The organism is Ruegeria pomeroyi DSS-3 (assembly GCF_000011965.2).
GTDB classification, from domain to species: domain Bacteria; phylum Pseudomonadota; class Alphaproteobacteria; order Rhodobacterales; family Rhodobacteraceae; genus Ruegeria_B; species Ruegeria_B pomeroyi.
In genome coordinates, this window is the sequence record NC_003911.12 from 740,744 (window position 1) to 765,630 (window position 24,887).

The window sequence follows — 24,887 nt, forward strand, 5'->3', positions numbered from 1 at the left end:
GGCGCCCTTGGGGCTTGGATCCGGCAAATCGGCCGGTGAGCGGGGTCTTAACATGACGCTTTGGGACATGAACAGGACGCTTTGGCGCAGTTAGCGCAACCAAGGCATAGTTTAGCGCAACCAAGAATTTCCCGCCATTTCTTCGACGGCAAATTCAGGCTGCGTTAGGATTTTTTTGCACCAATTGTCCCCAGGGACGACGCGATTCGCAGTTTCGGATTGATTCGCTACGTCAAAAGAGCGATGAATGAGGAAAAAATAAGGCAGAAGCGAGCAGTATAGGGGCACTCAATAATGTCAAAGATTGCTTTGGTTGATGATGACAGGAACATCCTGACATCTGTTTCGATGACTCTCGAGGCCGAGGGATTCGAAGTCGAAACCTATAACGATGGTCAAGCCGCCCTTGACGCGTTCAACAAGAAATTGCCGGACATGGCGGTGCTGGACATCAAGATGCCCCGTATGGACGGCATGGACCTGTTGCAGCGGTTGCGGCAGAAAACCCAGATGCCGGTCATCTTTCTGACGTCGAAGGATGATGAGATCGACGAGGTTCTTGGCCTGCGCATGGGGGCCGATGACTATGTCAAGAAGCCGTTCTCGCAGCGCCTTCTGGTCGAGCGGATCCGGGCTTTGCTGCGACGGCAGGAGGCGGTGGCGGGCGATGCGGCCGGCACCACCACGGGCGAGACCAAGGTGATGGAGCGCGGCCATCTGCGGATGGATCCGCTGCGCCATGCGGTCAGCTGGAAAGGGGTGGACGTGTCGCTGACCGTCACCGAATTCCTGCTGTTGCAGGCGCTGGCCCAACGACCCGGCTTCGTCAAGAGCCGCGACCAGCTGATGGATGTGGCCTATGACGATCAGGTCTATGTCGACGACCGCACCATCGACAGCCACATCAAACGTTTGCGCAAGAAGATGCGCAGCGCCGATCCGGATTTTGCGGCGATTGAGACGCTCTACGGGATCGGTTACAGATATAACGAAGAATAACCGCCCGGGATCGGGCGCCTCGAGGGGGAGCGCGTGCGCGACACCGGAACCTCAGAAAGCAACCGCAGCGGAGACGTTGTGCTGGGCGACGACTGGGTCGCCCCGCACAGTACCGTGTCCAAGGAGTTGCGTGTAAAACGGGCGCGGCGCAGCCTGTTCTCGCTGCGTGGCTCGCCGCTGACGCGCAAGATCATCACCTTCAACCTGATCGCCCTGATCATCCTGGTTGCGGGCATTCTCTATCTCAATGACGCCCGCAACGGGCTGGTCGTGCAGCGTGCCGGCGCGCTGGTCGGCGAGACCCAGCTGGTCGCCGATGTTTTCGAGGCGCAGATCACCGGCAGCGCGCCGGTCAATCTGGCCACCGGCGACGGGGTTGATGTGGACGCCACGCTCGAGGATCTCAGCCTGCGCCGGGGCGTCGAGGTGTTTGTATTCGATACCGCGCGCAACATGGTCGGCCAGACCAAGGGCACGCATGTCAATCCGCGCCTTCAGGCCCTGTTCGAGGACAAGACCGGCAGCACGATCATCACCGACGCGCTCAGCGGGTTGTGGCGCGCCGTTTCCTCCATCTTTGCCAACGCCCCCAAAAGCTCGGCGCCGGCTCTGGAACAACAGATCGCCTCGCTCCTGCCCGAAGCCCTGGCAGGAGAGACCCGCGTCGAAACGGTGCTGAACACCGCCGGTGGTACCGTGATCGCGGCGGCGACCCCGATCCTTCAGGCCGGAACCCCGATCGGGGCGGTGGCAATGGCCAGCCCCGCCGGAGAGATCGACGCGCTCGCCCGCCGCGACCGCGAGCGGGTGTTGCAGATGTTCGTGGTGGCGCTGCTGGTATCGGTCGGGTTGAGCCTGGTTCTGGCCTCGACCATCGCCAATCCGTTGGCCGATCTGGCCGAGGCGGCCGAACTAGGCCGCGACCGCAATTCGCGGCGCATGAACCCCGGTCGTATCCGCATCCCCGACCTGTCCGCCCGTCCCGACGAGATCGGCCGGCTCAGCCGGGCGCTGCGCGGCATGGTCTCGGCGCTCTACAATCGGATCGAGGGCAACGAACAATTTGCGGCCGATGTGGCGCATGAGATCAAGAACCCGCTTGCCAGCCTGCAATCGGCGGTGGGCACCCTGCGCATGGTCCGGCGCGAGGATCAGCGCGACAAGCTGCTTTCGGTCATCGAACATGACGTGCGCCGGCTTGACCGTCTGGTCAGCGACATCTCCAATGCCTCGCGGCTGGATGCCGAGTTGGTCAAGGAAGAGGAGCAATCTTTCAACCTGTTGACCATGCTGGACAATCTCAACCAGTATCTGGGTGAAGATGCCCGCTCCAAGGGGATCGACTATATCACCGACATGCCGCCTGACCCGATCATGATACAGGGGCTCGAAGCGCGGCTGGCGCAGGTTTTCGTCAATCTGATCACCAATGCGATTTCCTTCTGCGAGGATGGTGATGCAATCCGGGTCTGGACCCGCCGCCGCGCCAACCGGGTGCTGATCGTGGTCGAGGATACCGGCCCGGGCATCCCGGACGAGGCGCTGGCGAAGATTTTCAAACGCTTCTACTCCCAGCGCCCCGAAGAGCATTTTGGCAACAATTCCGGCCTTGGACTTGCGATTTCGAAACAGATCGTCGAGGCGCATGGCGGTGTGATCTGGGCTGAGAACATCCGCCCGACCGAAGCCGATGTCACCTCGGATCCGCTGGGCGCGCGCTTTGTCGTGGGCCTGCCGATCTAAGCCGGTGGGACCCGCCGCACTCCAGGACCTGAAAGAGAGGGATTGCGTCACGGTCCATGCCAGCTGCGCGGCGGTTGCCGGACAGGGGCTGTTGATCACCGGTGCCTCGGGCAGCGGCAAGTCGGCACTGGCACTCGAGATGATGGCGCTGGGTGCGCGTCTGGTCGCGGATGACCGGGTGATCTTGCGCGCGGCCCCGCATGGCATAGTTGCCGACGCTCCCGACACGATCCGGGGCATGATCGAGGCCCGGGGGCTGGGTCTTTTGCGGGCCGAGCCGGCTGGCCCTGTTGTCCTGTCTCATGTGCTGGACCTGGATCGCTCTGAACCGAACCGCTTGCCGGAATTTCGGGAAATATTGCTTCTGAGACATTCGGTTCCCTTGCTTTTCCGGCCCGATACCCCCCATCTAGCAGCGTCGTTGATCCAACTTCTAAAGGCGGGGCGCGTGGCCCCAATGCGTTAATCCGATGGGTGAGATTTCTCAGATCGTATTTGTGACAGGGCCGTCGGGCGCCGGACGGTCAACGGCGATCAACGTTTTAGAGGATCTCGGCTTCGAGGCGATCGACAACCTGCCGATGGGCCTGTTGATGCGTTTGCTCGACGGACCGGCCTTGCGTCGCCCGCTCGCTCTTGGTCTTGACGCGCGAAACCGGGATTTCTCGACCGAGGGTTTCCTTGATCTGTCCAAGCGTCTGGCCTCGCTCGAGGGATTTCAGGTGACCACCCTCTATCTGGATTGCAGCGCCGACATACTCCTGCGTCGTTTTTCCGAGACCCGGCGGCGCCACCCGATGTCACCGGGGTCAAGCCCGCTTGAGGGGGTCGAACACGAACTCGAGCTGTTGCGCCCGATCCGCGAGGCCGCTGATACGCTGATCGACACCACTGCCCTGAACGTGCACCAGCTGCGCAGAGAAGTCGAAAGATGGTTCGCGCCCTCGGGCGGCAGCATGCTGGCCATCTCGGTCGAGAGTTTTTCTTACAAGCGTGGCTTGCCGCGCGGGCTGGACATGGTGTTCGACTGCCGCTTTCTGGCCAATCCGCATTGGCAACCCGATCTGCGCGCCGCGGATGGGCGCGATCCCGCGGTGGCCGCGTATGTGCATGCCGACCCGCAATATCTGCCGTTCTTCACGCGGGTCACCGACCTGCTGCAATCCCTGTTGCCGGCCTTTCGCAGCGAGGGAAAGGCGCATCTGAGCGTCGGTTTCGGATGTACCGGAGGGCAACACCGATCGGTCGCATTGACCGAAGCGGTGGCAAAGGCCCTTGCAGAGGCGGGCGGGCAGGTGTCAATTAGGCATCGCGAAATGGAACGGCGCAAGCCGGATGCGAGGCCGGATTGATCGGAATAGTGATCGTTGCACATGGGGGGCTGGCCCGGGAATATCTGGCCGCTGTCGAACATGTGGTCGGGCATCAGCCGGGTCTGGTCGCGATCGCGATCGAGGCCGATCATGATCGGGCCGAAAAGCAGCAGGAAATCCTCGCCGCCGCCAATGCGGTCGATACCGGCGACGGTGTCGTCGTGGTGACCGATCTGTTCGGTGGCTCGCCTTCGAACCTTAGCCTGCGGGCCTGCGCGCCAGCGGACCGGCGCATCCTTTACGGTGCCAACCTGCCGATGCTGATCAAGCTGGCAAAAAGCCGGCACTTGCCGGTGGGGGACGCGGTGCGCGCGGCGATCGAGGCGGGCCGCAAATACATCAACACCCAGAACGTGACTTTGGATTGATCCTGGACGGAACCGAATGGCGCAACGTACATTGAAGATCATCAACGAAAAGGGCCTGCATGCCCGGGCCTCGGCCAAGCTGGTCGAGGTTGTCGAAGGGTTCGACGCAACCGCCGAGGTGTCCCGCGACGGCTTGTCCGCCTCGGGTGACAGCATCATGGGGCTTTTGATGTTGGCAGCCGCGCGCGGAACCACTATTGACGTCGAGACCTCCGGCCCGGATGCGGATGCCCTGGCGGATGCGCTCGAGGCACTGGTGAACGACAAGTTCGGCGAGGGTTTCTGACCCTGTCGTGCACGACCTGAAGAACGGAACAAGACCAAGTGGTGGAAACCGCGCAGAACAGCAAGACAGGATCGGCGGCGCACCCGTCCACCCCGCCGGGCGAGATCTACGACCGCCGGACCCTGACCTATGCCAATTCCTTTGACGACCGCTGGACCTCGACCTGGATCCGGGCAATCGAATGGATGACGGGCAAGCTGACCATCCTGCGCATGGTCAACCGCTTCGAGAAGACCAACGATCAGTATCGCGGTCAGAAATTCTGGGGTGGCGCGCTCAAGACCATGGGGATCGACCTGCTGACGCCGGCCGAACAGATCGCCCGAATTCCCAAGGAAGGGCCGGTCGTGGTGGTTGCCAATCACCCGCATGGCATGGTCGATGGCATGATCCTGGCCGAGCTGATCGGCCGGGTCCGGCAGGATTACCGCATTCTCACCCGCTCGGTGCTGACCGGGCTGGACGAGGCGGCGACCAGTTTCATGATCCCGGTGCCGTTCCCGCATGACCCCGAGGCCCAACGCAAGATGGTCGAGATGCGGGCCAACGCGATGGCTCACCTCAAGGCTGGCGGTGTGGTGGCGCTGTTTCCCTCCGGCGTGGTGATGTCCTCGGACAGCTGGTGGGGGCCGCCCATCGAGCGGGAATGGAACGTGTTCACCGCCCAGATGATCCGCCGGTCCGGTGCCCGGGTGGTGCCGATCTATTTCCCGGGCCGCAACTCGCGCGCCTATCAGATAGCCTGTCAGGTCTCGCCGATCCTGCGTCAGGGCCTGCTGCTGCATGAAATTGTCCGCTCCTGCAAGAAACCGCAGGCACCGGTGATCGGTGCGCCGATCCCGGAAGAGGATATGGAGATGCTGGGCCGCGACCCGCGCGGCTTCATGGCCTGGCTGCGCCAGCACACGCTGTCGCTTGGCGGCTAGGCCCCCCGTTTCTTCGCTTTGCCTCAAATACTCCGTGGGAGTCGCCCGGAACGGGCGGCGGGGCAAACGCCCCCTTTGACCGTCCCCGGCCTCAACGGGTCGGAACCGGCACCTCGCCGCGGTAGTCGTAAAAGCCGCGCTGGGTCTTGCGACCCAGCCAGCCGGCCTCGACATATTTGGTCAAGAGCGGGCAGGGCCGGTACTTGGTATCCGCCAGCCCGTCATGCAACACATTCATGATCGCCAGGCAGGTATCGAGCCCGATGAAATCGGCCAGTTCCAGCGGGCCCATCGGGTGGTTGGCGCCCAGCTTCATCGACTCGTCGATGGAGCGTACATTGCCGACCCCTTCGTACAGCGTATAGACCGCCTCGTTGATCATCGGCATCAGGATGCGGTTGACGATGAAGGCGGGGAAATCCTCGGCGCTGGCGGCGGTCTTGCCCAGCTTGTCGACCACCGCCTTGCAGGCGGCAAAGGTCGCCTCGTCGGTGGCGATGCCCCGGATCAATTCCACCAGCTGCATCACCGGCACCGGGTTCATGAAATGGAACCCCATGAAACGCTCGGGCCGGTCGGTCCGGCTGGCCAGCCGGGTGATCGAGATCGACGAGGTGTTCGAGGTCAGGATGGTATGGGGCAGCAGATGCGGCTGCAGATCTTCAAAGATCGCCTGTTTCACCGCCTCGCGTTCGGTGGCGGCTTCGATCACCAGATCGGTCTGGCCCAGATCGGCCAGCGCCAGCGTGGTCGAGATCCGCGCCATTGCCGCTTCCATATCCGCCTCGCTGATCTTGCCGCGCCCGGCCTGACGGGCCAGGTTGCCGCGCACGGTCGACAACGCCGCGTCCAGCGCCTGCTGGCTGATATCGGTGAGCAGCACGTCATATCCTGCCAGCGCCATCACATGGGCGATCCCGTTGCCCATCTGGCCCGCGCCGATCACTCCGACCTTTTGAATTTCCATCGCCGTATCTGCCCTTCGCATGAGGTTGCCGCGACCTTATCGGCAGGGTGGGGGCGGCGGCAAGAGGGGCTGGCCCGGACAATTCGCTTCAAATCCGCGCATTAGCCGAATCGCAACGCTTGCGGCGGCAAAGTGACCATTGGGTGAAAAATCGAAATGGTGGGAGCCATGAGTTATGAATTGCCGGGCGCGGGGGCGCCCGAGGCCGCGACCTGTCGCTATGGCCTGTCAAAGCTGCGCTTTCGGGGTCCGGTTCGGGAGTTGAACGCGCCTTATGTGGCCTGTATCGGCAGCACCGAGACATTCGGGCGCTTCGTGCCCGATCCCTATCCGGCGTTGCTGGAACAGCGCCTTGGGGAGGCCTGTGTCAACCTTGGCAGTATCAACAGCGGGCTCGACGCCATTCTGCTTGACCCGGAACTGGCGCGTCTGGCCCAGGCGGCGGAGTTCTGCGTGCTGCAGGTTCCCGGGGCGCAGAACCTGTCGAACCGGCTCTACCGGGTACATCCACGCCGCAATGACCGGTTCCTCGAAGCCTCGCCCATGCTGGCGGCGCTGTATGACGAGGTGGATTTTACCGAGTTCCATTTCAACAAGCACCTGCTGGGACGTCTGTACGAGATTTCGGCAGAGCGGTTCACCGTTGTCCGCGCAGAGTTGCAGCAGGCCTGGCAGGCGCGGATGCGCAGTGCCGTCGACGTGCTGGGCAGCCGGGTGGTCCTGCTCTGGCTGCGCTATCGTCACCAGCGCCCCGACGATCCGGCCGAGGCGCTGGGCCCCGAGCCGCTGATGGTGACGCCCAAGATGGTGGCCGGCCTGGCATCAAGGGTGCGCGCCACGGTCGAGGTGCCGGTACAGATGGCGGGTCAGTCCGACGAGTTGGGAGATATGATCTTCGGCATGTTGCAGGAACCGGCGGCCGAACATTCCATCGGGCCGGTGATGCACCAGGTGATCGCCGACCGCCTGTATCGCGCGCTTCAGGACATCGACACGTAAAAGGCCCGCCAACGGGCGGGCCTTGCGAGATTTTTCGTCGAAAAATCTTGTCCCCGGCCTCAGCCGAGCTTTTCGGTCAATTCCGGAACCGCCTGGAACAGGTCGGCGACCAGTCCGAAATCGGCGACCTGGAAGATCGGTGCCTCTTCGTCCTTGTTGATCGCGACGATGATCTTGGAGTCCTTCATGCCGGCCAGGTGCTGGATCGCACCCGAGATACCCACCGCGACATAGAGGTTGGGCGCCACGACCTTGCCGGTCTGGCCAACCTGCCAGTCGTTGGGGGCGTAGCCCGAGTCGACCGCCGCACGCGAGGCGCCAACCGCGGCGCCCAGCTTGTCGGCCAGGGCCTCGATCAGCTTGAAGTCCGCTTCCGAGCCCACGCCACGGCCGCCCGACACCACGATACCTGCCGAGGTCAGCTCGGGACGGTCAGAGGCAGCCACCTTGTCCTCGACCCATTCGCTGAGGCCGGGATTGTCGCCGACCGAGATGGTTTCGACCGGGGCCGCGCCACCTTCGCCAGCGGCGTCAAAGGTCGAGGTGCGGAAGGTGATGACCTTCTTGGCGTCCTTCGACTTGACGGTCTGCACCGCGTTGCCGGCATAGATCGGGCGCTCGAAGGTCGAGCCGTCGACCACACCCGACACATCCGACAGCACCATCACGTCCAGCAGCGCGGCCACGCGCGGCATCACGTTCTTGGCGTCGGTGGTCGCGGGGGCAACGATATGCTCGTAGCCATCGGCGAGGCCGACGATCAGCGCGGCGGTCGCTTCGGCCAGGCGATGACCCAGCGAGGCATCCTCGGCGACCAGCACCTTGGAGACGCCGTCGATCTTGGCGGCGGCTTCACCGGCTGCGGCGGCGGATGCACCAGCGGCCAGCACGGTCACGTCACCCAGGGCCTTGGCGGCGCTCACCGCCTTGGCGGTTGCGTCCAGCGCCAGTTCGCCACCGGTCACTTCGGCAAGGAGAAGAACAGCCATTACACAGCCCCCGCTTCTTTGAGTTTCGCGACCAGCTCGTCGACCGAGCCCACCACGATGCCAGCGGCACGTGCCGGCGGCTCTTCGGTCTTGACGATTTCCAGGCGCGGGCTGACATCGACGCCGTAATCGGCAGCGGTCTTTTCATCCAGCGGCTTCTTCTTCGCCTTCATGATGTTGGGCAGCGAGGCATAACGCGGCTCGTTCAGGCGCAGGTCGACGGTGATGATGGCGGGCATCTTCACCTTGATGGTCTGCAGGCCGCCGTCCACCTCGCGGGTGACCAGCGCGTGATCGCCCTCGACATTCAGTTCCGAGGCAAAGGTGCCCTGGCTCCAGCCCAGCAGCGCGGACAGCATCTGGCCGGTGGCGTTCATGTCGTTGTCGATGGCCTGCTTGCCGGCCAGAACGATGCCCGGCTGTTCTTCCTCGACGATCTTGGCCAGGATCTTGGCAACCGCCAGCGGCTCGATGTCCTGATGCACATCATCGGCGGCAACCACCAGGATGGCGCGGTCGGCGCCCATCGCCAGCGCGGTGCGCAGGGTTTCCTGCGCCTGCTTGACGCCGATCGAGACCACGACGATCTCTTCGGCCTTGCCGGCTTCCTTCAGGCGGATGGCCTCTTCGACGGCAATCTCGTCAAAGGGGTTCATCGACATCTTCACATTGGCGAGATCGACACCCGATCCGTCCGCTTTCACACGAACCTTCACGTTGTAGTCGATCACGCGCTTGACGGGTACAAGGACCTTCATCTTTGCGTTTTCTCCTTCAAAAACGGCAAGCCGCCATGCGACTCCCAATGCTCTCGCCGCGTTTGATAGCGACTTGGCGCGTGCCGGGACAGGGCAAAATCGTCACGTCATGTGCAATCGACGTCGCGTTTTCGCCAATTCTCGCGCCGCGAGGGAAATTTTGTTACTCTGTCGGCAGGATGGCGCCGGGAGGGAGAGATGGAACGGGTCGACGGGTTCGGAGGCTTCTTTTTCAGGGCAAAAGACCCCAAAGCGCTGGCGGAGTGGTACCAGCAGCATCTGGGGATCGACCCGGCGCCGGGGGATTATTCCGGGCGCTGCTGGCAGCAGAGCGCGGGTGCGACAATTTTTGCACCCTTTGCCCAGGATAGCGCGTATTTCGGGGATCCCGGAAAAGGGTTCATGCTGAATTTCCGGGTGCGCGATCTGGAGGCGATGATCGCGCAGCTGCGCGCAGCAGGGATCGAGGTTCAGCCGGACCCGGGCTCGCCCTATCCCAATGGCAGCTTCGCCAGGCTGACCGACCCGGAAGGCAACCCGATAGAGTTGTGGCAACCGGCCTGAGCCGGGCGGGGCCAAAAAATTGCAAATTTTTTGGGGAAAATTCTTTCTCAAGAATTTTCTCGCCATCCCGAGGGACGCGAACAGGTTTCGAAGCTTTGGGTCGGCTCAGCGGTTCGCGCGTCCCGTCGCCGGGCCGTCCACTGGACGCCCCACCGCTTCGCTATGCTCAGCGGTTCGCTCCGGGAATCCACAAGACGTCGTCCTTGCCGCCGTTGTTGGCGGTGCGGGCGGCGACGAAGAACCAATCGCTCAGCCGGTTCAGATAGGTGATGGCCTGCGGGTTCACTGTCTCGCCCTCGGCCAATTCCACAGCCAGCCGCTCGGCGCGCCGGGCCACGGTGCGGCAGACATGCAGATGCGCCGCCAGCGCAGAGCCGCCGGGCAGGATGAAGCTACGCAGCGGGTCGAGGTCGGAATTCATCGCGTCGATCTCCTGTTCGAGCCGGGCGACCTGGGCCGCGATCATGCGCAGCGGCGGATATTCCGCCTCGGCATCCTTCTCCATCTCGGGGCGGCACAGATCGGCGCCGAGGTCGAACAGGTCGTTCTGAATTCGCGACAACGCGGCGTCCATGTCTCCATCCGCCTCCAGCCGGGCCACTCCGACAAAGGCATTCAGCTCGTCCGTGGTGCCATAGGTCGCCACACGGTCGGAATATTTCGCGACCCGGGCCCCGTTGCCCAATGCGGTCTGCCCCTTGTCGCCGGTGCGGGTGTAGATCTTGTTCAGGACAACCATGGCTTAGCTCCCCTGACCGCGCAGATAGACATAGAGCAGGATCAGCAGCACCGCGATGAACTGGAACAGGAGCCGAAGCCGCATCATCTTGTTGCCGTATTTCGCGTTGAAGGTCCCGCCCTTGGCGAAACCGCCAAGCCCGATCATCAGCACGATGACGACAGCGCCCATCGCCATAAACATCACGATCATCAACAGATCCATGCAGAGCCTCGCTTTCCCAATCCCTGTGTCGCGCCTGATCTAGCGGCCTGGCCACCAAAAGCGAACCGGTTTTTGCGGTCAGATACGGCCAAGCACCCGGTCGCTCAGTCGTGTGGGCAGGATTCGGCGCAGGATTCCGGCGATATAGGTCGGCGTGGTGACATAGTAGCGCGGCCTGGGGCGACGCGCCTCTAGCGCATGGATCAGCTTGGCGGTCACCGCCGAAGGTGGCAGTTCGAACCGGTCCGGCCCGCGATCCTCGTAAAGCCGCTTGAGCAGCCCGCCTTCGTATTTTGCGCGCAGGGCAGAACCTTGCCAGTCGATATGGCGCTCGAAATGCGGGATCGCCTTTTCGCGCAGTTTCGAGGTGATCGGGCCGGGTTCGATCAGCACCACGTGGATGCCGGTATCGGCCAGTTCCAGGCGCAGCGTGTCGCTCAACCCCTCCAGCGCGTATTTGGTGGCCACGTAGGCGCCACGCCAGGGAAAGGCGACCAGACCCAGAACCGACGAACATTGCACGATGCGGCCGTGGCCCTGGGCGCGCATCACCGGGATCACCCGTCGGGTCAGCTCGTGCCAGCCAAAGAAATTGGTCTCGAAAATGGCCCGCAACGCCTCGGTGGGCACATCCTCGACCGCACCGGGCATGCCAAAGGCGCCGTTGTTGAACAGCGCGTCCAGGGTGCCGCCGGTGGCGTCCAGCACTTCGGCCAGCCCCGAGGCGATCGACTCGGCATCGTCATAGTCGATGCGCGGGCTGTCGAAGCCCATGGCGCGCAGCCGGTCGCAATCGCGCTGCTGGCGGCAGGCGGCGAACACATGCCAGCCCTGCGCCCGCAGGCCATGGGCCGCCGCAAGTCCGATGCCCGACGAACAGCCGGTGATGAGGATTGTCTTTGCCATGAATTTGTCCAGCGCCGCCCCGGTTGGAGCCTATTGCTAGGGCGCCCGAGCGGGCTGGGCAATGGGTCGAACGTCTCAGTTCGACTTTTTGCTGACCAGCGACGCGGCGATCCAGCCGATCTGTTGCTCGGGCAGCACCCGCAGGCGCAGCCAGCCGGTGCCCGAATCGTCCAGCACCTCGACCTTGTGGCCCAGGGTGAGACGGCTGATGACGGGATAGAGCGTGCCGGGTCCGTCCCGCATGTTGACGCGCGATCCGGTGATCTCGCGCAGGTCGGGCGCCGGGCGGTCATAGGTGAAGGTCTGGGGCTCGGCTGCCGGCTCGGGTTCTCCGGGCTCGACCCCCAGTGCCAGAATCCCGCCTTCGAGCGAGGCGAGGGTCAGAGTCCCGCCCTGGGCGGCATCGTCGTCGAACAGGGTCAGCCCCTTGTTCAGGCTGGCGCGGGCGCGGGCCAGGCGCTCCAGCTGTTCTTGCGAGGTCAGTGCCGCCTTTTCGACCGGTGTCGGGCCGGGCGTATAGGGGGTCAGCGACACTTTTGCGACCAGCTTTGCGGGTTCGACCTGGACCAGCGGTTCGGGCTTGGCGGCAGGCTGTGCCGCGACGCGCTCGGGCTTGGCCGGACGCAGGCCGCGCGGTTCGAAATCGGCGCCGCCGCTGAGTTCCCAGAAGGCAAAGCCGAGAACGGCGAAAGAGATGATGACAAAGCGCATGGTGCGCCTCCCGTGAACACACGAAATGAAAATAGACTGAGTGAAACCGGCCGCAGACTGGCCGATCAAATTTTAACATATCCTGCGCAGGGAGTCCAAAAATGGGGTAAAAACAGTTTGTTTTCCCCGAACTTATTATCGCCCGGAAAGTTGTCCCCAGCAAATTCGCCGCCTGTCGCTTTACCAGAAACGACAGAGCGCGTATCACATCATCTATGAGCGATACGATCGACGACCCCAACATGAAGCAAGACGGCGGCGGGCATCAGGTGTCCGAACCGCTGCGGCGCGCCATTGGCGAGCGATATCTGACCTATGCGCTGAGCACGATCATGCACCGGGCATTGCCCGATGCGCGCGATGGGCTGAAGCCGGTGCACCGCCGGATTCTCTATGCGATGCGCGAATTGCGACTCAGTTCCTCGGGCGGGTTCCGCAAGTCGGCCAAGATCTCGGGCGATGTGATGGGCAACTATCACCCGCATGGCGACGCGGCGATCTATGACGCGATGGCGCGTCTGGCGCAGGATTTCAACGTCCGTTACCCGCTGGTCGACGGGCAGGGGAATTTCGGCAATATCGACGGCGACAACCCGGCCGCCAGCCGATACACCGAAGCGCGGATGACCATCGTCGCCGAGGCGCTGCTGGATGGTCTGAACGAAGATGCGGTCGATTTTCGCGACAACTATGATGGCACGCTCACCGAGCCGGTGGTGCTGCCCGCGCAGTTTCCGAACCTGCTCGCCAATGGCAGCAGCGGCATCGCGGTTGGCATGGCCACCAACATCCCGCCCCATAACATTGCCGAGCTGTGCGACGCCTGCCTGCATCTGATCAAGACGCCCGATGCGCGCGACGACACTCTGCTGAACTATGTGCCCGGTCCCGATTTCCCCACCGGCGGCATCATCGTCGAGCCGCCCGAAAGCATCGCCCAGGCCTATCGCACCGGGCGGGGCTCTTTCCGGCTGCGCTGCAAATACGAGGTCGAGGATCTGGGCCGGGGCCAGTGGCAGATCGTGGTCACCGAGATCCCCTATCAGGTTCAGAAATCGAAGCTGATCGAAAAGCTGGCCGAGGTTATCCAGACCAAGAAGGTGCCGATCCTTGCCGATGTGCGCGACGAAAGCGCCGATGACATCCGCCTGATCCTTGAGCCGCGCACCAAGAATGTCGATCCCGAGGTGCTGATGGGCATGCTCTATCGCAACTCGGATCTCGAGGTGCGGTTCAGCCTGAACATGAACGTGCTGATCGACGGGGTCACGCCCAAGGTCTGTTCGATGAAAGAGGTGCTGCGCGCCTTCCTCGATCACCGGCAAGAGGTGCTGTTGCGCCGCTCGCGCCACCGGCTGGGCAAGATCGACCACCGGCTCGAAGTGCTCGAAGGTTTCATCATCGCCTTCCTCAACCTGGACCGGGTGATCGACATCATCCGCTATGACGAGGACCCCAAGGCGGCGCTGATGCGCGAGGAATGGGGCATCGACCACCCCCGCGCGCTGAACGAGGCGGATTATGTCTCGCCCGCTCCGGGCGAGGGCGAGCTGAGCGAGGTGCAGGCCGAGGCGATCCTCAACATGCGCCTGCGCAGCCTGCGCCGGCTTGAGGAAATGGAACTGATCCGCGAACGCGACGCCCTGATGGCCGAACGCGCCGAGATCGAGGATCTGCTGGCCGATCCCGCCCTGCAATGGGCGCGCATTTCGGACCAGTTGAAAGAGACGAAAAAGACCTTTGGCAAGGATTTCCCCGGTGGTGCGCGGCGCACCCGTTTTGCCGAGGCGGGCGAGGTCGAAGAGGTGCCGCTCGAGGCGATGATCGAGCGCGAGCCGATCACCGTGGTCTGCTCGCAGATGGGCTGGGTCCGCGCCATGACCGGCCATATCGACCTGACCCGCGAGTTGAAGTTCAAGGACGGCGACGGGCCGCGCTTCATCTTCCACGCGGAAACCACCGACAAGCTGCTGGTCTTTGCCTCGAACGGGCGGTTCTACACCATCGGCGCCGCCAATCTGCCCGGCGGGCGCGGCATGGGCGAACCGCTGCGCCTGATGGTCGATCTGCCCAACGAGGCCGAGATCGTCGATATCCTGATCCACCAGCCCGAGCGCAAGCTGCTGGTCGCCTCGACCGCGGGCAATGGCTTTGTGGTGCCCGAGACCGAGGTGGTCGCGCAGACCCGCACCGGCAAACAGGTGCTGAACGTGCGCGATGACGAACGGGCGCTGATCTGCGTGCCTGTCGCCGGCGATCATGTGGCGGTGGTGTCGCAGAACGGCAAGTTCCTGGTCTTCCCGCTGGACGAGATGCCCGAAATGGGCCGCGGCAAGGGCGTGCGCCTGCAGAAGTACAACATGGCGCGCGGCAAGCAGGGGGCGCTGGAACTCGATGGCGGGCTGAGCGATGTGACGACATTCACCTGGGCCGAGGGGCTGAAATGGTCGATGGGCGGCGACAAGACCCGCCACGAGACCGACCTGAGCCAGTGGCTGGCCAAGCGCGCCAGCGTCGGCAAGCGCCCGCCCTATGGCTTCCCGCGCAGCTACAAGTTCAAGTGACACTTCCGCCGCGCTTTGCCATTTCCTGCCGATGCGGCTTGGCACGGGCCGCATCCGTAGGCTACATCCGCTGCAACCCAACGCTTGCCGAGATGCGATCATGATCCGAGTTCTTTCCCTGCTGACCGGGCTTGCCCTGCTGGCCGCCTGCACCGCCGCGACGCCCGACGAGCCACTGGAGGATCTGGGCGCCTTCAAGCTGGGACATAATGTGGTGGTGGCGTCCAAGGCGCAAAAAGGCCCGATCTCGCGCGATGCGACCGCCGAGGAATGGGAAACCGCGCTCAAGGCGGCGGTGGGCGAACGCTTCTCGCGGTATCAGGGTGACCAGTTCTATCACCTGGGCATCAGTGTCGAAGGGTACATGCTGGCGCCGCCGGGCGTGCCGGTGATCTACAGCCCGAAATCGGCGCTGATCATCAATGTCACTGTCTGGGATGATGCCGGGCAGAGCAAGCTGAACCCCGAGGTGGAACAATTCACCGTGTTCGAGGCGACCACCGGCGAATCCTGGCTGATGGGGTCGGGCAATGCCCGCACCAGGGAAGAGCAGTTGATGGGTCTCTCGCGCAATGCCGTTGGCGAGATCGAGGACTGGCTGGTCGAGCAGCACAAGGAAAATGGCTGGTTCGCTCCGCGCCCGGATGCGGAAGCCACGACCGGAACGCCGGTGAAACCGGCGCAGGGCTGACATTCGGTCAGGATTGGCTTGATTTTCTCCTGTGAACCAAATATCCCGCGCGCGCAGTAGGAAACCGGGACGAAGGGTCCCCCAAACCGCAAAAGGGCGCCTGAGGAATGGCAAAGGAAAAGTTTGAGCGTAGTAAACCGCACGTCAACATCGGTACGATTGGCCACGTTGACCACGGCAAGACGACGCTGACCGCAGCGATCACCAAGTATTTCGGCGATTTCAAGGCGTATGACCAGATCGACGGCGCGCCGGAAGAGAAAGCGCGCGGGATCACCATCTCGACCGCCCACGTGGAATACGAGACCGACTCGCGTCACTACGCTCACGTCGACTGCCCCGGCCACGCCGACTATGTGAAGAACATGATCACCGGCGCGGCGCAGATGGACGGCGCGATCCTGGTTGTGAACGCCGCTGACGGCCCGATGCCGCAGACCCGCGAGCACATCCTGCTGGGCCGTCAGGTCGGCATTCCCTTCATGGTTGTCTACATGAACAAGGTCGACCAGGTGGATGACGAGGAACTGCTGGAACTGGTGGAGATGGAAATCCGCGAGCTGCTGTCCTCGTACGATTATCCGGGCGATGACATTCCGATCATTCGGGGTTCGGCGCTGCACGCGATGAACGGCACCGAGCCGTCGATGGGCGAAGAATCGATCCGCGCGCTGATGGCGGCGGTCGACGAGTACATCCCGACCCCGGCGCGTGCGGTCGACCAGCCCTTCCTGATGCCGATCGAAGACGTGTTCTCGATCTCGGGCCGTGGCACCGTGGTGACCGGGCGTGTGGAACGTGGCGTGATCAACGTTGGCGACTCGATCGAGATCGTCGGCATTCGCGACACCAAGACCACCACCTGCACCGGTGTGGAAATGTTCCGCAAGCTGCTGGACCGCGGTGAAGCCGGCGACAACATCGGCGCGCTGCTGCGTGGTATCGATCGTGAAGGCGTCGAGCGCGGCCAGGTGCTGTGCAAGCCCGGTTCGGTGACCCCGCACACCAAGTTCGAAGCCGAAGCCTATATCCTGACCAAGGAAGAGGGCGGCCGTCACACCCCGTTCTTCGCGAACTACCGTCCGCAGTTCTACTTCCGGACCACCGACGTGACCGGCACCGTGACGCTGGCCGAAGGCACCGAGATGGTGATGCCGGGTGACAACGTTGGCTTCACCGTCGAGCTGATCGCCCCGATCGCGATGGAAGACGGCCTGCGTTTCGCCATCCGCGAAGGCGGCCGCACCGTCGGCGCCGGCGTTGTGTCGAAGATCATCGAGTAATCGGTGATCCCCAGACGCACCGTCAGGGATGTGTCGAAGATCATCGAGTAATCGGTGACCCCGAGACGCACCTGGTTGCTCCAGGAGATTTTCCTCCGGAAAATCTGCCAGGTGCGACAAAGGTGACGAATAGAAAAGGCCGCTCCCCCGGAGCGGCCTTTTTTCATGTCCACAAACGAGCCAGCACACGAGATTATTCGACGAATAATCTCGGACCGCCGCCGAACCAGTTCATTTCCCCGTCCAGGGCGTGCGGCCGACCATCAGATCCGCCTCTGCCGTGATCTCGTTCATATGCCGTTCCAGGCTCTGGCGCAGGGCCTCAAACTCCTCTTCCGAGGCCTTGCGCGGCACGGGATCGGTCCATTCCCGACACAGGAAAACGCCGTCGTTGCGCCAGGGGCGTGGTAACAGCAGACGGTCCCAACTGCCCATCTCGCGCCCGTGTCGCACCGAATAGGTAATCCCGAACACCCGCTTGCCCGAGCTGCGCGCCCAGACCAGCGGCACGGTCGAGGATACCCGCTCCGGCCCGCGCGGGCCATCGGCGGCGATGCCGATCGAGATACCGTCCTTCATCTTGCCCAGCACCTCGCGCGACAGCGCCACATGGCGCTTGTGGCTGGACATGGCGATTGTATCCATGCCGAAGAGTTGCTGCACCCGGCCCACCATGCTGCCGGCCCGCGCGGCCGAGGTGATCGAGCAGATCCGCCCCTTGTCGAGCGGAAAGAAATAGGGCGATTGCGCCAACCGCTGATGCCAGAGCACCACGATCACCGGCTCTCCGGCTGCCGCCAGTTGGTCCAGTTCCTCATACCCGATGCGCTGCCAGCTGGTGTTGCGGTGCACCAGGCGAATATAGGATGCGATCCGCCGGGCGACCCAGTTCAGCACCGCTTCGCTGTCGGCGATCTTCTTGCGCAGGCTCATGGCGCCTCCTTCGGTTCGGACCGGAACCGTCATACCCGACAGGCGCCGCTGTGCAACGTCTTTCCGGGCTCTCTTTTTGCGCTCGCGCGGTGAAAAGGGGCTTGAGTCCGTCGCGGTCGTGGCATATCTCCATCGCCACGATAGGGGTATAGCTCAGTTGGTAGAGCGACGGTCTCCAAAACCGTAGGTCGCGGGTTCGAACCCTGCTGCCCCTGCCACTTCCCGACATCACCATCAAACTATGCTCTACCGTCTAGTCGCCGCGCTGTTGCCTGTGCGAGCCTGGCACATGTCACGAGCAGTGGCCCACCGCGCAGGCGCCGCCTTGCAAGGGACGGCGGCAATCTTTTGCGCGTGGCCACCGCCTTTTGCGAAACATCGCTGAGACGGTTTCAAAGCCCAGAAAAACGAAATAAAGTGAAAGCCAAGTGAGTGACACTTGCCACGCACGGATCTATAACGGCCAGGACAGGAGGCGCGAGTCATGGATGCGGAAGCACGGCAACACGAGATTTTGCAGAAGCTGCGCCAGCAGGAGCGAGTCGGTGTCGATGAACTGACCCTCGATTTCGGGGTCAGCAGCCAGACGGTGCGCGCCGATCTGCGCGATCTGCACGATCGCGGGCTGCTCAAGCGGACCCATGGCGGGGCAGTGCGGGTCGAAACGGTGTCGAACCGCGAATATGGCGCTCGCCGCCAGCTGCATCGCGGGCAAAAGGCGGCAATGGGGGCGCTTGCGGCCTCTCTGATCCCCGATGACAGCTCGGTCACCCTGAATATCGGGACATCTACGGAACAGGTTGCCCGCGCCCTGTCGGGTCATCGCGGCCTGACCGTGTTGTCCAACAACATCAACATCATCAACTTGCTGATCGGCACCCCGTCCAAGGAACTGGTGCTGGTGGGCGGCGCGGTCCGGCAAAGCGATGGCGCCATCGTGGGCGAGGACGCGGTCGAGTTCATCTCGCGCTACAAGGTCGATTTCGCGGTGATCGGCGCCTCGGCGATGGATGCCGACGGCGCGATCCTGGATTTCGACGCACGCGAGGTTTCGGTGGCCCGCGCCATCCTGCGCAATGCGCGCAGCCGTATTCTGGTTTGTGACGGGTCCAAGTTCGACATCGCCGCCCCGGTGCGGATCTGCGATCTGGCAGAGCTTGACTATGTGGTGACCGACCGCGCGCCGCCGGCCGAGTTTCTGCGGCGCGCCGAACAGACCGAAACCGAAATCCTCATCGCGGAGCAGACCGATGACTGAGACCGATACCCGGGTCTATGACCTTTTTGTCATTGGCGGCGGCATCAATGGCTGCGGCATCGCACGCGATGCGGCGGGGCGGGGGCTGTCGGTGGCGTTGGCCGAGATGAAGGATCTGGCCTGGGCCACCTCCTCGGCCTCGACCAAGCTGTTTCATGGCGGGCTGCGCTATCTGGAGTATTTCGAGTTCCGTCTGGTGCGCGAGGCGCTGATCGAGCGCGAGATGCTGTTGCGCGCGATGCCGCATATCAGCTGGCCGATGCGCTTTGTGCTGCCCTATCACCCCGACATGCGGTTCGAGAATGACACGCCCACCTCGCGGCTGTTGTCGACGGTGATGCCCTGGATGAAGGGCCGCCGCCCGGCCTGGCTGATCCGGCTGGGGCTGTTCATGTATGACCATCTGGGCGGGCGCAAGATCCTGCCTGGCACCCGCACGCTGGACCTGAGCAGCGACCCGGCAGGAGCGCCCTTGCAGGAGCGGTTTCGCAAGGCCTATGAATATTCCGACTGCTGGGTCGAAGATGCCCGGCTGGTGGTGCTGAACGCGCGGGATGCGGCGGCGCGCGGGGCGCGGATCATGACGCGGACCAAGGTTGTTTCGGCCACGCGCGGCGCCGATCACTGGACCGTCACGCTCGAGGATACGGTGACGGGAGACACCCGCACGCTGTGCGCCCGGGTGCTGGTGAACGCCGGTGGCCCCTGGGTCGGAGAGCTGATCCATGGCGCGCTGCGGCTCAACTCGTCGGAACAGGTGCGGCTGGTGCGGGGCAGCCATATCGTGACCCGGCGGCTGTTCGATCATGACCGCTGTTACTTCTTTCAGGGCACCGATGGGCGGATCATATTCGCGATCCCCTACGAGGGCGAGTTCACCCTGATCGGCACCACCGATCAGGAGCATCACGATCCGGACGCGCACCCAACCTGCACCGAGGGTGAACGGGACTATCTGCTGCGGTTCGCCTCGGAGTATTTCAAGCGACAGCTGACGCCCGAGGATGTGGTCTGGACCTATTCGGGGGTGCGCCCGCTCTATGATGACGGGGCCAGTTCGGCAACGGCGGCCACGCGCGATTATGTGCTCAAGGTCGATCGAAACGGCGGAGCGCCGGTGCTCAACGTTTTTGGCGGCAAGATCACCACCTATCGGCGTCTGGCGGAATCGGCGCTGGACAAGATCGCGCCGTTCTTTCCGGGCCTTGCCGGAAAATGGACGGCGGGCGTTGCCCTGCCCGGGGGCGATTTTCCCGTCGATGGGGTAGCGGCGCTGACCGAGGGGTTGATGCGGCAATACCCGTTCCTTACGCAGGCCTGGGCCGCGCGGCTGGTGCGGGCCTATGGGACCGAGGCGGCGGCGATGCTGGGCGAGGCCGGCAATGCCGAGGCGCTGGGCGAGGATTTCGGTGCCACCATCACCGCGCACGAGCTGGATTGGGCGATGTCCAGGGAATGGGTGCGCAGCGCCGAAGACTTCCTGTGGCGCCGCACCAAGCTGGGCTTGCGGCTGACACCCGACCAGGTGGCGCGGATCGAGGCCTATATCTCGGCGCGCGGCTGACCCTGGCCGGTGCTAGCTGCGCAGGGTGGCGGGGACCCGGGTCGAGATCGACACGCCGCGAATGAACTCCTCGCATTCCTCCGGCGCGGTGATCGGCAGCATATGGCCGCGCCCGGGCAACAGCTCGCAGCGCAGGCCGAATTTCTTCATCGGGACACCGTGCTGGGTGGGCAGCAGCACTGCGTCCTCGGCCCCGAACAGGATCGCGCCGGGCACTTCCAGGTCGCGATAGCGCTGCGCCTGGGCGGCGATGCTGGCATCGGCGCCCACCACGTCCTCGGACGCAGTGACAAAGGCCTGCGGCCTGAGCCCCAGCGCGCCGCCCGCGCGGTCCAGGAAATCCTCGGGGAAATCCTCGGGCGCGAAGACCTCTCTCAGGGTTTGCTGCGCCGTCCAGTTGGCCAGTGGCACCGCGATGGTACGCCCGATCAGGCGGCGCAGCCGGGCATTGCGAATCTCGAGCGGGCGAAACACGGCAGGCGCCCCGGCCATGTGATGGGTCAGCGGGCAGATCAGCGCCAGCCCGGCCACCTTGCGCGGACGTTCCAGCGCCATGGCCAGTGCGATCGCCCCGCCCAGCGAATGGCCCACCAGCACGGGATCCTTGATCCCCTTGGTGTCGAGGAACTCTGCGATCATCCGGGCCTGTTCCGGCAGCTTGGCCAGCGCGGCGCCATCGCGGGTGGAATAGCCGCAGCCGGGCCGGTCCAGTGCGATGACGTGATGATCCTGGGAAAGCCGGTCAACCAGCGCATAGGTGAAATGCTGCAACTGCCCGGCCAGCCCGTGGATCAGCACCAGCGTCTGCCTGGCCGGATCGCCCGCCTCGACATAATGGATGGCGCCACCACTCACCGGCTGTATCTGACCCATTTGCGGTACCAATGTCGCGGCGCGCCGGGCCAGCATCCGGGTTCTGATCCAGCCAAGGATCAGAACCAGCAGGACTAGGGCAAGCGGGGCAAGGGCAAGGATCAAGGCAAGCGACATCGGGGCAGGGAACTCTCGGGAGGCGTCTGGTGCGCGAGCCTAGTCAGTGTCGTCCCCGGTTGCCAGCCGTTGCGTTGAAAAATCCGCCCTGCGCCGCAGGTTCATTCGGCTTCGTTCAGCGCGGGCAGGGGCGGCAGCGGCAGGGCGTCGAGCAGGGCAAAGACCTGCTCGCGGCAGGCGGGTCCCATCCAGCCCCGGGGCTGGAAGGCAGCGGGCAGGTCGGGATGGCGCAAGGCCACCCGGCGCCAGCGATGCACCAGCAGCGTGCGCAGGGTTGCCACCTGAAACGGGGTCAGCAGCCCGGGCACGCCCGCCGCGCGCAATTCGGCGCAATCCTGATGCAGGCTCTGACAGGCGGTCCCCAGATCCTCGGGGAAGAGGCGGGTTTGCAGCCAGCCGGGAATGGCGCGGGCGCTCACCTCGAACCCGGCCAGATCGTCGCAATCCCCGGGTACCGGCCCGGATCCCAGCGCCACCGTGCGCCCGATCCCGATATAGGTGTCGGTCAGCAGCAGGTCGTTGAGCGTGTTGAGGCTGCTGCCATCCTCGGCGATCAGGATATGCCAGGCCTCGGGCAATTCGGGTGTGCGGGTATAGATGCGGGGGGTCACGCGGTCCGATTGGGTGCGGCCATATTCGGACAGGTAATGGACCGAACTGCGCCCCTCGCGGCTGCTTTCGATCCATCCATCCTTGCGCAGCCGGTGCAGCGCGACGCGCATCGCCTCGGGTTTGATGCCCATCGGCTGGGTAATGCGGGTCAGCGCGCTGCCCGAAATCCGGTCGCCCTTGCGCCGGGCCAGATCCCCCAGCAGCGAGACGATGATCGACCAGACCCGCTGGTTCTGCGGGTCGGCAAGCCGGGTGACGGCGGTGTCGAACCAGGGGGTGTGTCGTGTCATACGAACAGTCTAAGCCGCCCCGAGATAAAAGAGAATCGCTTTCTGGCCCCCGGCAGCCATGGTCGGGGGCCAGTGCGTTCAATAGGCGTTCATGGTCAGCAGCTCGTATTCCGCGACCATCTCGTCATCCTGATTGGTCAGCGTCACATGCCAGCGCACTTCGCCATAGTCCTCGGTCCGGCGGGTCTTTTTCTTGACCGTCAGGCGCACCTTGATGCTGTCCCCGGCCGACACCGGTTTCATGAAGCGCAGACCGTCCAGCCCGGTATTGGCCAGCACAGGCCCTTCGTTCGGCTCGACGAACAGACCGGCGGCAAAGCTGAGCAACAGATAGCCATGCGCCACCCGGCCCGGGAAGAACGGGTTCCGCTTGGCGGCGGCGTCATCCATATGGGCATAGAAGGTGTCGCCGGTGAAATGGGCGAAATGTTCGATATCGTCCATGGTGACGGTGCGCGCGGCGGTGTTCAGCGTCTCGCCAATCGACAGCTCGTTATAGCGGCGGGTAAAGGGATGCGCGGGGCCTGCGACCTCGTTCGCGCCCGGCACCCATTTGCCGCCGATCCGCGCCAGCATCTCGGGCGAGCCCTGCACGGCGGTGCGCTGCATGTAATGTTTCACGCCACGCACGCCGCCCATTTCCTCGCCCCCGCCGGCGCGGCCGGGGCCGCCATGCACCATATGGGGCAGAGGCGAGCCGTGACCGGTCGATTCCTTCATCGAGTCGCGGTTGTTGATGTAGATGCGCCCGTGAAAGGCGCCTGCGCCCATCACCACATCGCGTGCCACATCGGCGTCATGGGTGATCAGCGAGGTCACCAGCGAGCCGCCGCCGCGATTGGCCAGCGTCACCGCGTGATCCACGTCGCGATAGCCCATGACGGTCGAGACCGGGCCGAATGCCTCGGTATCGTGCACGCGCTGGGCGCGGTCGGGATCGGCGCAATGGAACAGCATCGGCGGCACGAATGCGCCGTTGGCCAGATCGCCGGACAGGCCGGGGTCCATGGTGAACACCTGTTCGGCCTCTTGCCCGATGATCGCGGCCTTGGCCAGCACATCGGCCTTTTGCCCGCCCGAGACCAGCGCGCCCATGCGGGTCGCCTCGTCACGCGGGTCGCCGATCACGGTCTTGGACAGGCGCGCGCTCAGCGCCTCGATCACCGCCTCGACACGCGGCTGCGGCGCGATGATGCGGCGGATCGCGGTGCATTTCTGCCCCGCCTTGGTGGTCATCTCGCGCGCGACCTCCTTGATGAACAGGTCGAACTCGGGCGTGCCGGGTTCCGCGTCGGGGCCAAGGATCGAGGCGTTCAGGCTGTCCTGTTCGGCGACGAAACGCACCGAGTTTTGCAGGATCACCGGGTTCGAGCGCAGTTTCAGCGCGGTATCGGCGGAGCCGGTGAAGCTGACCACATCCTGACAGTCCAGATGATCCAGCATGTCGCCAAGGCCGCCCGACACCAGTTGCAGGGCGCCCGCGGGCAGAATCTCGGCCTCCAGCATGATGCGCACGGCCAGTTCGGTGACATAGCAGCTGTTGGTGGCGGGTTTGACGATAGAGGGGACACCAGCCAACAGGGTGGGGGCCAGCTTCTCCAGCATACCCCAGACCGGGAAGTTGAAGGCGTTGATATGCACCGCGACCCCTTGCAGCGGGGTGCACACATGCTGGCCCAGGAAGGTGCCATTTCGGCTCAGCTGTTCCACCTCGCCGTCCAGATAGATCTGGCCGTCCGGCATCTCGCGCCGGCCCTTGGAGGCGAAGACGAACATGGTGCCGATGCCGCCGTCGATGTCGATCAGGTGGTCCGACTGGGTGGCGCCGGTGTCGAAACTGGCGGCGTACAGCTCGGCCTTGCGGGCGTTCAGCGCCTGACCCAGCGCCTTGATCATGCGGGCGCGGTCATGGAACCCCAGCTTGCGCAGGGCGGGGCCGCCGGTGTTGCGGGCATGATCAAGCATCGCCAGCACGTCGAGCGCGTCATTGCCCGCGCTGGCGATCGGCGCACCGGTGATGGCCGAGGCGATGGTGCGGGCGCCCGCACCGGGCGCGACCCATTGGCCGGCGGCAAAGCTGGAAATCTGTTGAAGGGCCATGGCAGTCTCCTGTTCCTGTCGCCCGCCAGTCTAGCCGGTTCAGGGCGCGAATTGTGAGGGATGGTATTCG

General features: G+C 64.0%; 25 protein-coding genes and 1 tRNA gene. 15 read left to right on the plus strand and 11 right to left on the minus strand.

Annotated elements, in window-relative coordinates:
* Positions 1-294: 294 nt before the first annotated feature.
* From SPO_RS03585 to SPO_RS03615, 7 genes are all read left to right on the plus strand, one after another.
* On the plus strand, positions 295-999 hold the full coding sequence (locus SPO_RS03585; RefSeq protein WP_011046460.1) for a response regulator transcription factor: 705 nt from the start codon (positions 295-297) through the stop codon (positions 997-999).
* Between the two features lie 33 nt (positions 1,000-1,032).
* On the plus strand, positions 1,033-2,742 hold the full coding sequence (locus SPO_RS03590; RefSeq protein ID WP_011046461.1) for a sensor histidine kinase: 1,710 nt from the start codon (positions 1,033-1,035) through the stop codon (positions 2,740-2,742).
* Between the two features lie 91 nt (positions 2,743-2,833).
* The gene (locus SPO_RS03595) at positions 2,834-3,208 is read left to right on the plus strand and encodes an HPr kinase/phosphorylase (RefSeq protein WP_230981766.1); all 375 of its coding nucleotides are present in this window, start codon (positions 2,834-2,836) and stop codon (positions 3,206-3,208) included.
* 4 nt (positions 3,209-3,212) lie between these two features.
* A complete protein-coding gene (rapZ, locus tag SPO_RS03600) occupies positions 3,213-4,094 on the plus strand; it encodes an RNase adapter RapZ (protein ID WP_011046463.1) in 882 nt (293 codons plus the stop codon).
* Complete coding sequence (locus tag SPO_RS03605) at positions 4,091-4,483, plus strand: PTS sugar transporter subunit IIA (protein WP_011046464.1); 393 nt, start codon at positions 4,091-4,093, stop codon at positions 4,481-4,483. Before rapZ ends, SPO_RS03605 begins: the two co-directional genes overlap by 4 nt.
* A gap of 16 nt (positions 4,484-4,499) precedes the next feature.
* Positions 4,500-4,769 (plus strand): HPr family phosphocarrier protein, encoded by a 270-nt coding sequence (locus tag SPO_RS03610; RefSeq protein WP_011046465.1) that lies wholly within the window; start codon positions 4,500-4,502, stop codon positions 4,767-4,769.
* Between the two features lie 38 nt (positions 4,770-4,807).
* A complete protein-coding gene (locus tag SPO_RS03615) occupies positions 4,808-5,695 on the plus strand; it encodes a lysophospholipid acyltransferase family protein (RefSeq protein ID WP_011046466.1) in 888 nt (295 codons plus the stop codon).
* A gap of 91 nt (positions 5,696-5,786) precedes the next feature.
* Here SPO_RS03615 and SPO_RS03620 read toward each other — a convergent pair whose 3' ends face one another.
* A complete protein-coding gene (locus tag SPO_RS03620) occupies positions 5,787-6,662 on the minus strand; it encodes a 3-hydroxybutyryl-CoA dehydrogenase (RefSeq protein ID WP_011046467.1) in 876 nt (291 codons plus the stop codon).
* Positions 6,663-6,830: 168 nt separating this feature from the next.
* On the opposite strand from SPO_RS03620, the gene SPO_RS03625 reads away from it, so the two are divergent.
* Positions 6,831-7,661 carry a DUF6473 family protein gene (locus SPO_RS03625; protein ID WP_044027899.1) on the plus strand — a complete coding sequence of 277 codons (831 nt, stop codon included), beginning with the start codon at positions 6,831-6,833 and terminating at the stop codon, positions 7,659-7,661.
* A 59-nt stretch (positions 7,662-7,720) separates the two neighbouring features.
* Here the strand turns inward: SPO_RS03625 and SPO_RS03630 are convergent, their stop codons facing one another.
* Together SPO_RS03630 and SPO_RS03635 are read right to left on the minus strand one after the other, a co-directional pair.
* Positions 7,721-8,650: an electron transfer flavoprotein subunit alpha/FixB family protein gene (locus SPO_RS03630; RefSeq protein WP_011046469.1), complete on the minus strand. Its 930-nt coding sequence runs from the start codon at positions 8,648-8,650 to the stop codon at positions 7,721-7,723.
* Entirely contained in the window at positions 8,650-9,408 is a 759-nt protein-coding gene (locus SPO_RS03635; RefSeq protein WP_011046470.1) for an electron transfer flavoprotein subunit beta/FixA family protein, read from the minus strand. Before SPO_RS03635 ends, SPO_RS03630 begins: the two co-directional genes overlap by 1 nt.
* Before the next feature lie 198 nt (positions 9,409-9,606).
* On the opposite strand from SPO_RS03635, the gene SPO_RS03640 reads away from it, so the two are divergent.
* Complete coding sequence (locus tag SPO_RS03640; protein ID WP_011046471.1) at positions 9,607-9,972, plus strand: VOC family protein; 366 nt, start codon at positions 9,607-9,609, stop codon at positions 9,970-9,972.
* Positions 9,973-10,138: 166 nt separating this feature from the next.
* Here the strand turns inward: SPO_RS03640 and SPO_RS03645 are convergent, their stop codons facing one another.
* The 4 genes from SPO_RS03645 to SPO_RS03660 form a co-directional block, all read right to left on the minus strand.
* A complete protein-coding gene (locus tag SPO_RS03645; RefSeq protein WP_011046472.1) occupies positions 10,139-10,711 on the minus strand; it encodes a cob(I)yrinic acid a,c-diamide adenosyltransferase in 573 nt (190 codons plus the stop codon).
* A gap of 3 nt (positions 10,712-10,714) precedes the next feature.
* Positions 10,715-10,915 (minus strand): twin transmembrane helix small protein, encoded by a 201-nt coding sequence (locus SPO_RS03650; protein WP_011046473.1) that lies wholly within the window; start codon positions 10,913-10,915, stop codon positions 10,715-10,717.
* Between the two features lie 78 nt (positions 10,916-10,993).
* Positions 10,994-11,821 carry an SDR family NAD(P)-dependent oxidoreductase gene (locus SPO_RS03655; protein ID WP_011046474.1) on the minus strand — a complete coding sequence of 276 codons (828 nt, stop codon included), beginning with the start codon at positions 11,819-11,821 and terminating at the stop codon, positions 10,994-10,996.
* Between the two features lie 75 nt (positions 11,822-11,896).
* Positions 11,897-12,532, minus strand: a complete 636-nt coding sequence (locus tag SPO_RS03660; protein WP_030003182.1) for an SH3 domain-containing protein — start codon at positions 12,530-12,532, stop codon at positions 11,897-11,899.
* Positions 12,533-12,747: 215 nt separating this feature from the next.
* Between SPO_RS03660 and SPO_RS03665 the strand changes: the two genes are divergently transcribed.
* From SPO_RS03665 to tuf, 3 genes are all read left to right on the plus strand, one after another.
* Positions 12,748-15,096, plus strand: a complete 2,349-nt coding sequence (locus SPO_RS03665) for a DNA topoisomerase IV subunit A (RefSeq protein WP_011046476.1) — start codon at positions 12,748-12,750, stop codon at positions 15,094-15,096.
* Between the two features lie 100 nt (positions 15,097-15,196).
* Positions 15,197-15,787: a hypothetical protein gene (locus SPO_RS03670; RefSeq protein ID WP_044027900.1), complete on the plus strand. Its 591-nt coding sequence runs from the start codon at positions 15,197-15,199 to the stop codon at positions 15,785-15,787.
* 107 nt (positions 15,788-15,894) lie between these two features.
* Positions 15,895-17,070: an elongation factor Tu gene (gene tuf, locus SPO_RS03675; RefSeq protein WP_011046478.1), complete on the plus strand. Its 1,176-nt coding sequence runs from the start codon at positions 15,895-15,897 to the stop codon at positions 17,068-17,070.
* 231 nt (positions 17,071-17,301) lie between these two features.
* Here tuf and SPO_RS03680 read toward each other — a convergent pair whose 3' ends face one another.
* Positions 17,302-18,003, minus strand: a complete 702-nt coding sequence (locus tag SPO_RS03680) for a lysophospholipid acyltransferase family protein (protein ID WP_011046479.1) — start codon at positions 18,001-18,003, stop codon at positions 17,302-17,304.
* 142 nt (positions 18,004-18,145) lie between these two features.
* On the opposite strand from SPO_RS03680, the gene SPO_RS03685 reads away from it, so the two are divergent.
* The 3 genes from SPO_RS03685 to glpD all read left to right on the plus strand — a co-directional run bounded on the left by SPO_RS03685 (position 18,146) and on the right by glpD (position 20,825).
* A tRNA-Trp gene (locus SPO_RS03685) sits at positions 18,146-18,221 on the plus strand.
* 266 nt (positions 18,222-18,487) lie between these two features.
* Positions 18,488-19,261, plus strand: a complete 774-nt coding sequence (locus tag SPO_RS03690) for a DeoR/GlpR family DNA-binding transcription regulator (protein ID WP_011046480.1) — start codon at positions 18,488-18,490, stop codon at positions 19,259-19,261.
* Positions 19,254-20,825 carry a glycerol-3-phosphate dehydrogenase gene (gene glpD / locus SPO_RS03695; protein WP_011046481.1) on the plus strand — a complete coding sequence of 524 codons (1,572 nt, stop codon included), beginning with the start codon at positions 19,254-19,256 and terminating at the stop codon, positions 20,823-20,825. The genes SPO_RS03690 and glpD overlap by 8 nt, the downstream gene beginning before the upstream one ends.
* 12 nt (positions 20,826-20,837) lie before the next feature.
* On the opposite strand, the gene SPO_RS03700 is transcribed toward glpD, so the two are convergent.
* The 3 genes from SPO_RS03700 to paaZ all read right to left on the minus strand — a co-directional run bounded on the left by SPO_RS03700 (position 20,838) and on the right by paaZ (position 24,817).
* Positions 20,838-21,815, minus strand: coding sequence for an alpha/beta fold hydrolase (locus tag SPO_RS03700; protein ID WP_011046482.1), 978 nt, complete (start codon positions 21,813-21,815; stop codon positions 20,838-20,840).
* 101 nt (positions 21,816-21,916) lie between these two features.
* The gene (locus tag SPO_RS03705) at positions 21,917-22,717 is read right to left on the minus strand and encodes a PaaX family transcriptional regulator C-terminal domain-containing protein (protein WP_011046483.1); all 801 of its coding nucleotides are present in this window, start codon (positions 22,715-22,717) and stop codon (positions 21,917-21,919) included.
* Positions 22,718-22,795: 78 nt separating this feature from the next.
* Positions 22,796-24,817, minus strand: coding sequence for a phenylacetic acid degradation bifunctional protein PaaZ (gene paaZ, locus SPO_RS03710; protein ID WP_011046484.1), 2,022 nt, complete (start codon positions 24,815-24,817; stop codon positions 22,796-22,798).
* Positions 24,818-24,887 lie beyond the last annotated feature (70 nt).

Excerpts from the sequence above, each read along its gene's own strand:
- SPO_RS03585 (WP_011046460.1), top strand. The coding sequence starts at position 295 with ATGTCAAAGATTGCTTTGGTTGATGATGACAGGAACATCCTGACATCT.
- rapZ (WP_011046463.1), top strand. The coding sequence starts at position 3,213 with ATGGGTGAGATTTCTCAGATCGTATTTGTGACAGGGCCGTCGGGCGCC.
- SPO_RS03610 (WP_011046465.1), top strand. The coding sequence starts at position 4,500 with ATGGCGCAACGTACATTGAAGATCATCAACGAAAAGGGCCTGCATGCC.
- SPO_RS03620 (WP_011046467.1), bottom strand. The coding sequence starts at position 6,662 with ATGGAAATTCAAAAGGTCGGAGTGATCGGCGCGGGCCAGATGGGCAAC.
- SPO_RS03625 (WP_044027899.1), top strand. The coding sequence starts at position 6,831 with ATGAGTTATGAATTGCCGGGCGCGGGGGCGCCCGAGGCCGCGACCTGT.
- SPO_RS03630 (WP_011046469.1), bottom strand. The coding sequence starts at position 8,650 with ATGGCTGTTCTTCTCCTTGCCGAAGTGACCGGTGGCGAACTGGCGCTG.
- SPO_RS03635 (WP_011046470.1), bottom strand. The coding sequence starts at position 9,408 with ATGAAGGTCCTTGTACCCGTCAAGCGCGTGATCGACTACAACGTGAAG.
- SPO_RS03640 (WP_011046471.1), top strand. The coding sequence starts at position 9,607 with ATGGAACGGGTCGACGGGTTCGGAGGCTTCTTTTTCAGGGCAAAAGAC.
- SPO_RS03645 (WP_011046472.1), bottom strand. The coding sequence starts at position 10,711 with ATGGTTGTCCTGAACAAGATCTACACCCGCACCGGCGACAAGGGGCAG.
- SPO_RS03650 (WP_011046473.1), bottom strand. The coding sequence starts at position 10,915 with ATGGATCTGTTGATGATCGTGATGTTTATGGCGATGGGCGCTGTCGTC.
- SPO_RS03655 (WP_011046474.1), bottom strand. The coding sequence starts at position 11,821 with ATGGCAAAGACAATCCTCATCACCGGCTGTTCGTCGGGCATCGGACTT.
- SPO_RS03660 (WP_030003182.1), bottom strand. The coding sequence starts at position 12,532 with ATGCGCTTTGTCATCATCTCTTTCGCCGTTCTCGGCTTTGCCTTCTGG.
- SPO_RS03665 (WP_011046476.1), top strand. The coding sequence starts at position 12,748 with ATGAGCGATACGATCGACGACCCCAACATGAAGCAAGACGGCGGCGGG.
- SPO_RS03670 (WP_044027900.1), top strand. The coding sequence starts at position 15,197 with ATGATCCGAGTTCTTTCCCTGCTGACCGGGCTTGCCCTGCTGGCCGCC.
- tuf (WP_011046478.1), top strand. The coding sequence starts at position 15,895 with ATGGCAAAGGAAAAGTTTGAGCGTAGTAAACCGCACGTCAACATCGGT.
- SPO_RS03680 (WP_011046479.1), bottom strand. The coding sequence starts at position 18,003 with ATGAGCCTGCGCAAGAAGATCGCCGACAGCGAAGCGGTGCTGAACTGG.
- SPO_RS03690 (WP_011046480.1), top strand. The coding sequence starts at position 18,488 with ATGGATGCGGAAGCACGGCAACACGAGATTTTGCAGAAGCTGCGCCAG.
- glpD (WP_011046481.1), top strand. The coding sequence starts at position 19,254 with ATGACTGAGACCGATACCCGGGTCTATGACCTTTTTGTCATTGGCGGC.
- SPO_RS03700 (WP_011046482.1), bottom strand. The coding sequence starts at position 21,815 with ATGTCGCTTGCCTTGATCCTTGCCCTTGCCCCGCTTGCCCTAGTCCTG.
- SPO_RS03705 (WP_011046483.1), bottom strand. The coding sequence starts at position 22,717 with ATGACACGACACACCCCCTGGTTCGACACCGCCGTCACCCGGCTTGCC.
- paaZ (WP_011046484.1), bottom strand. The coding sequence starts at position 24,817 with ATGGCCCTTCAACAGATTTCCAGCTTTGCCGCCGGCCAATGGGTCGCG.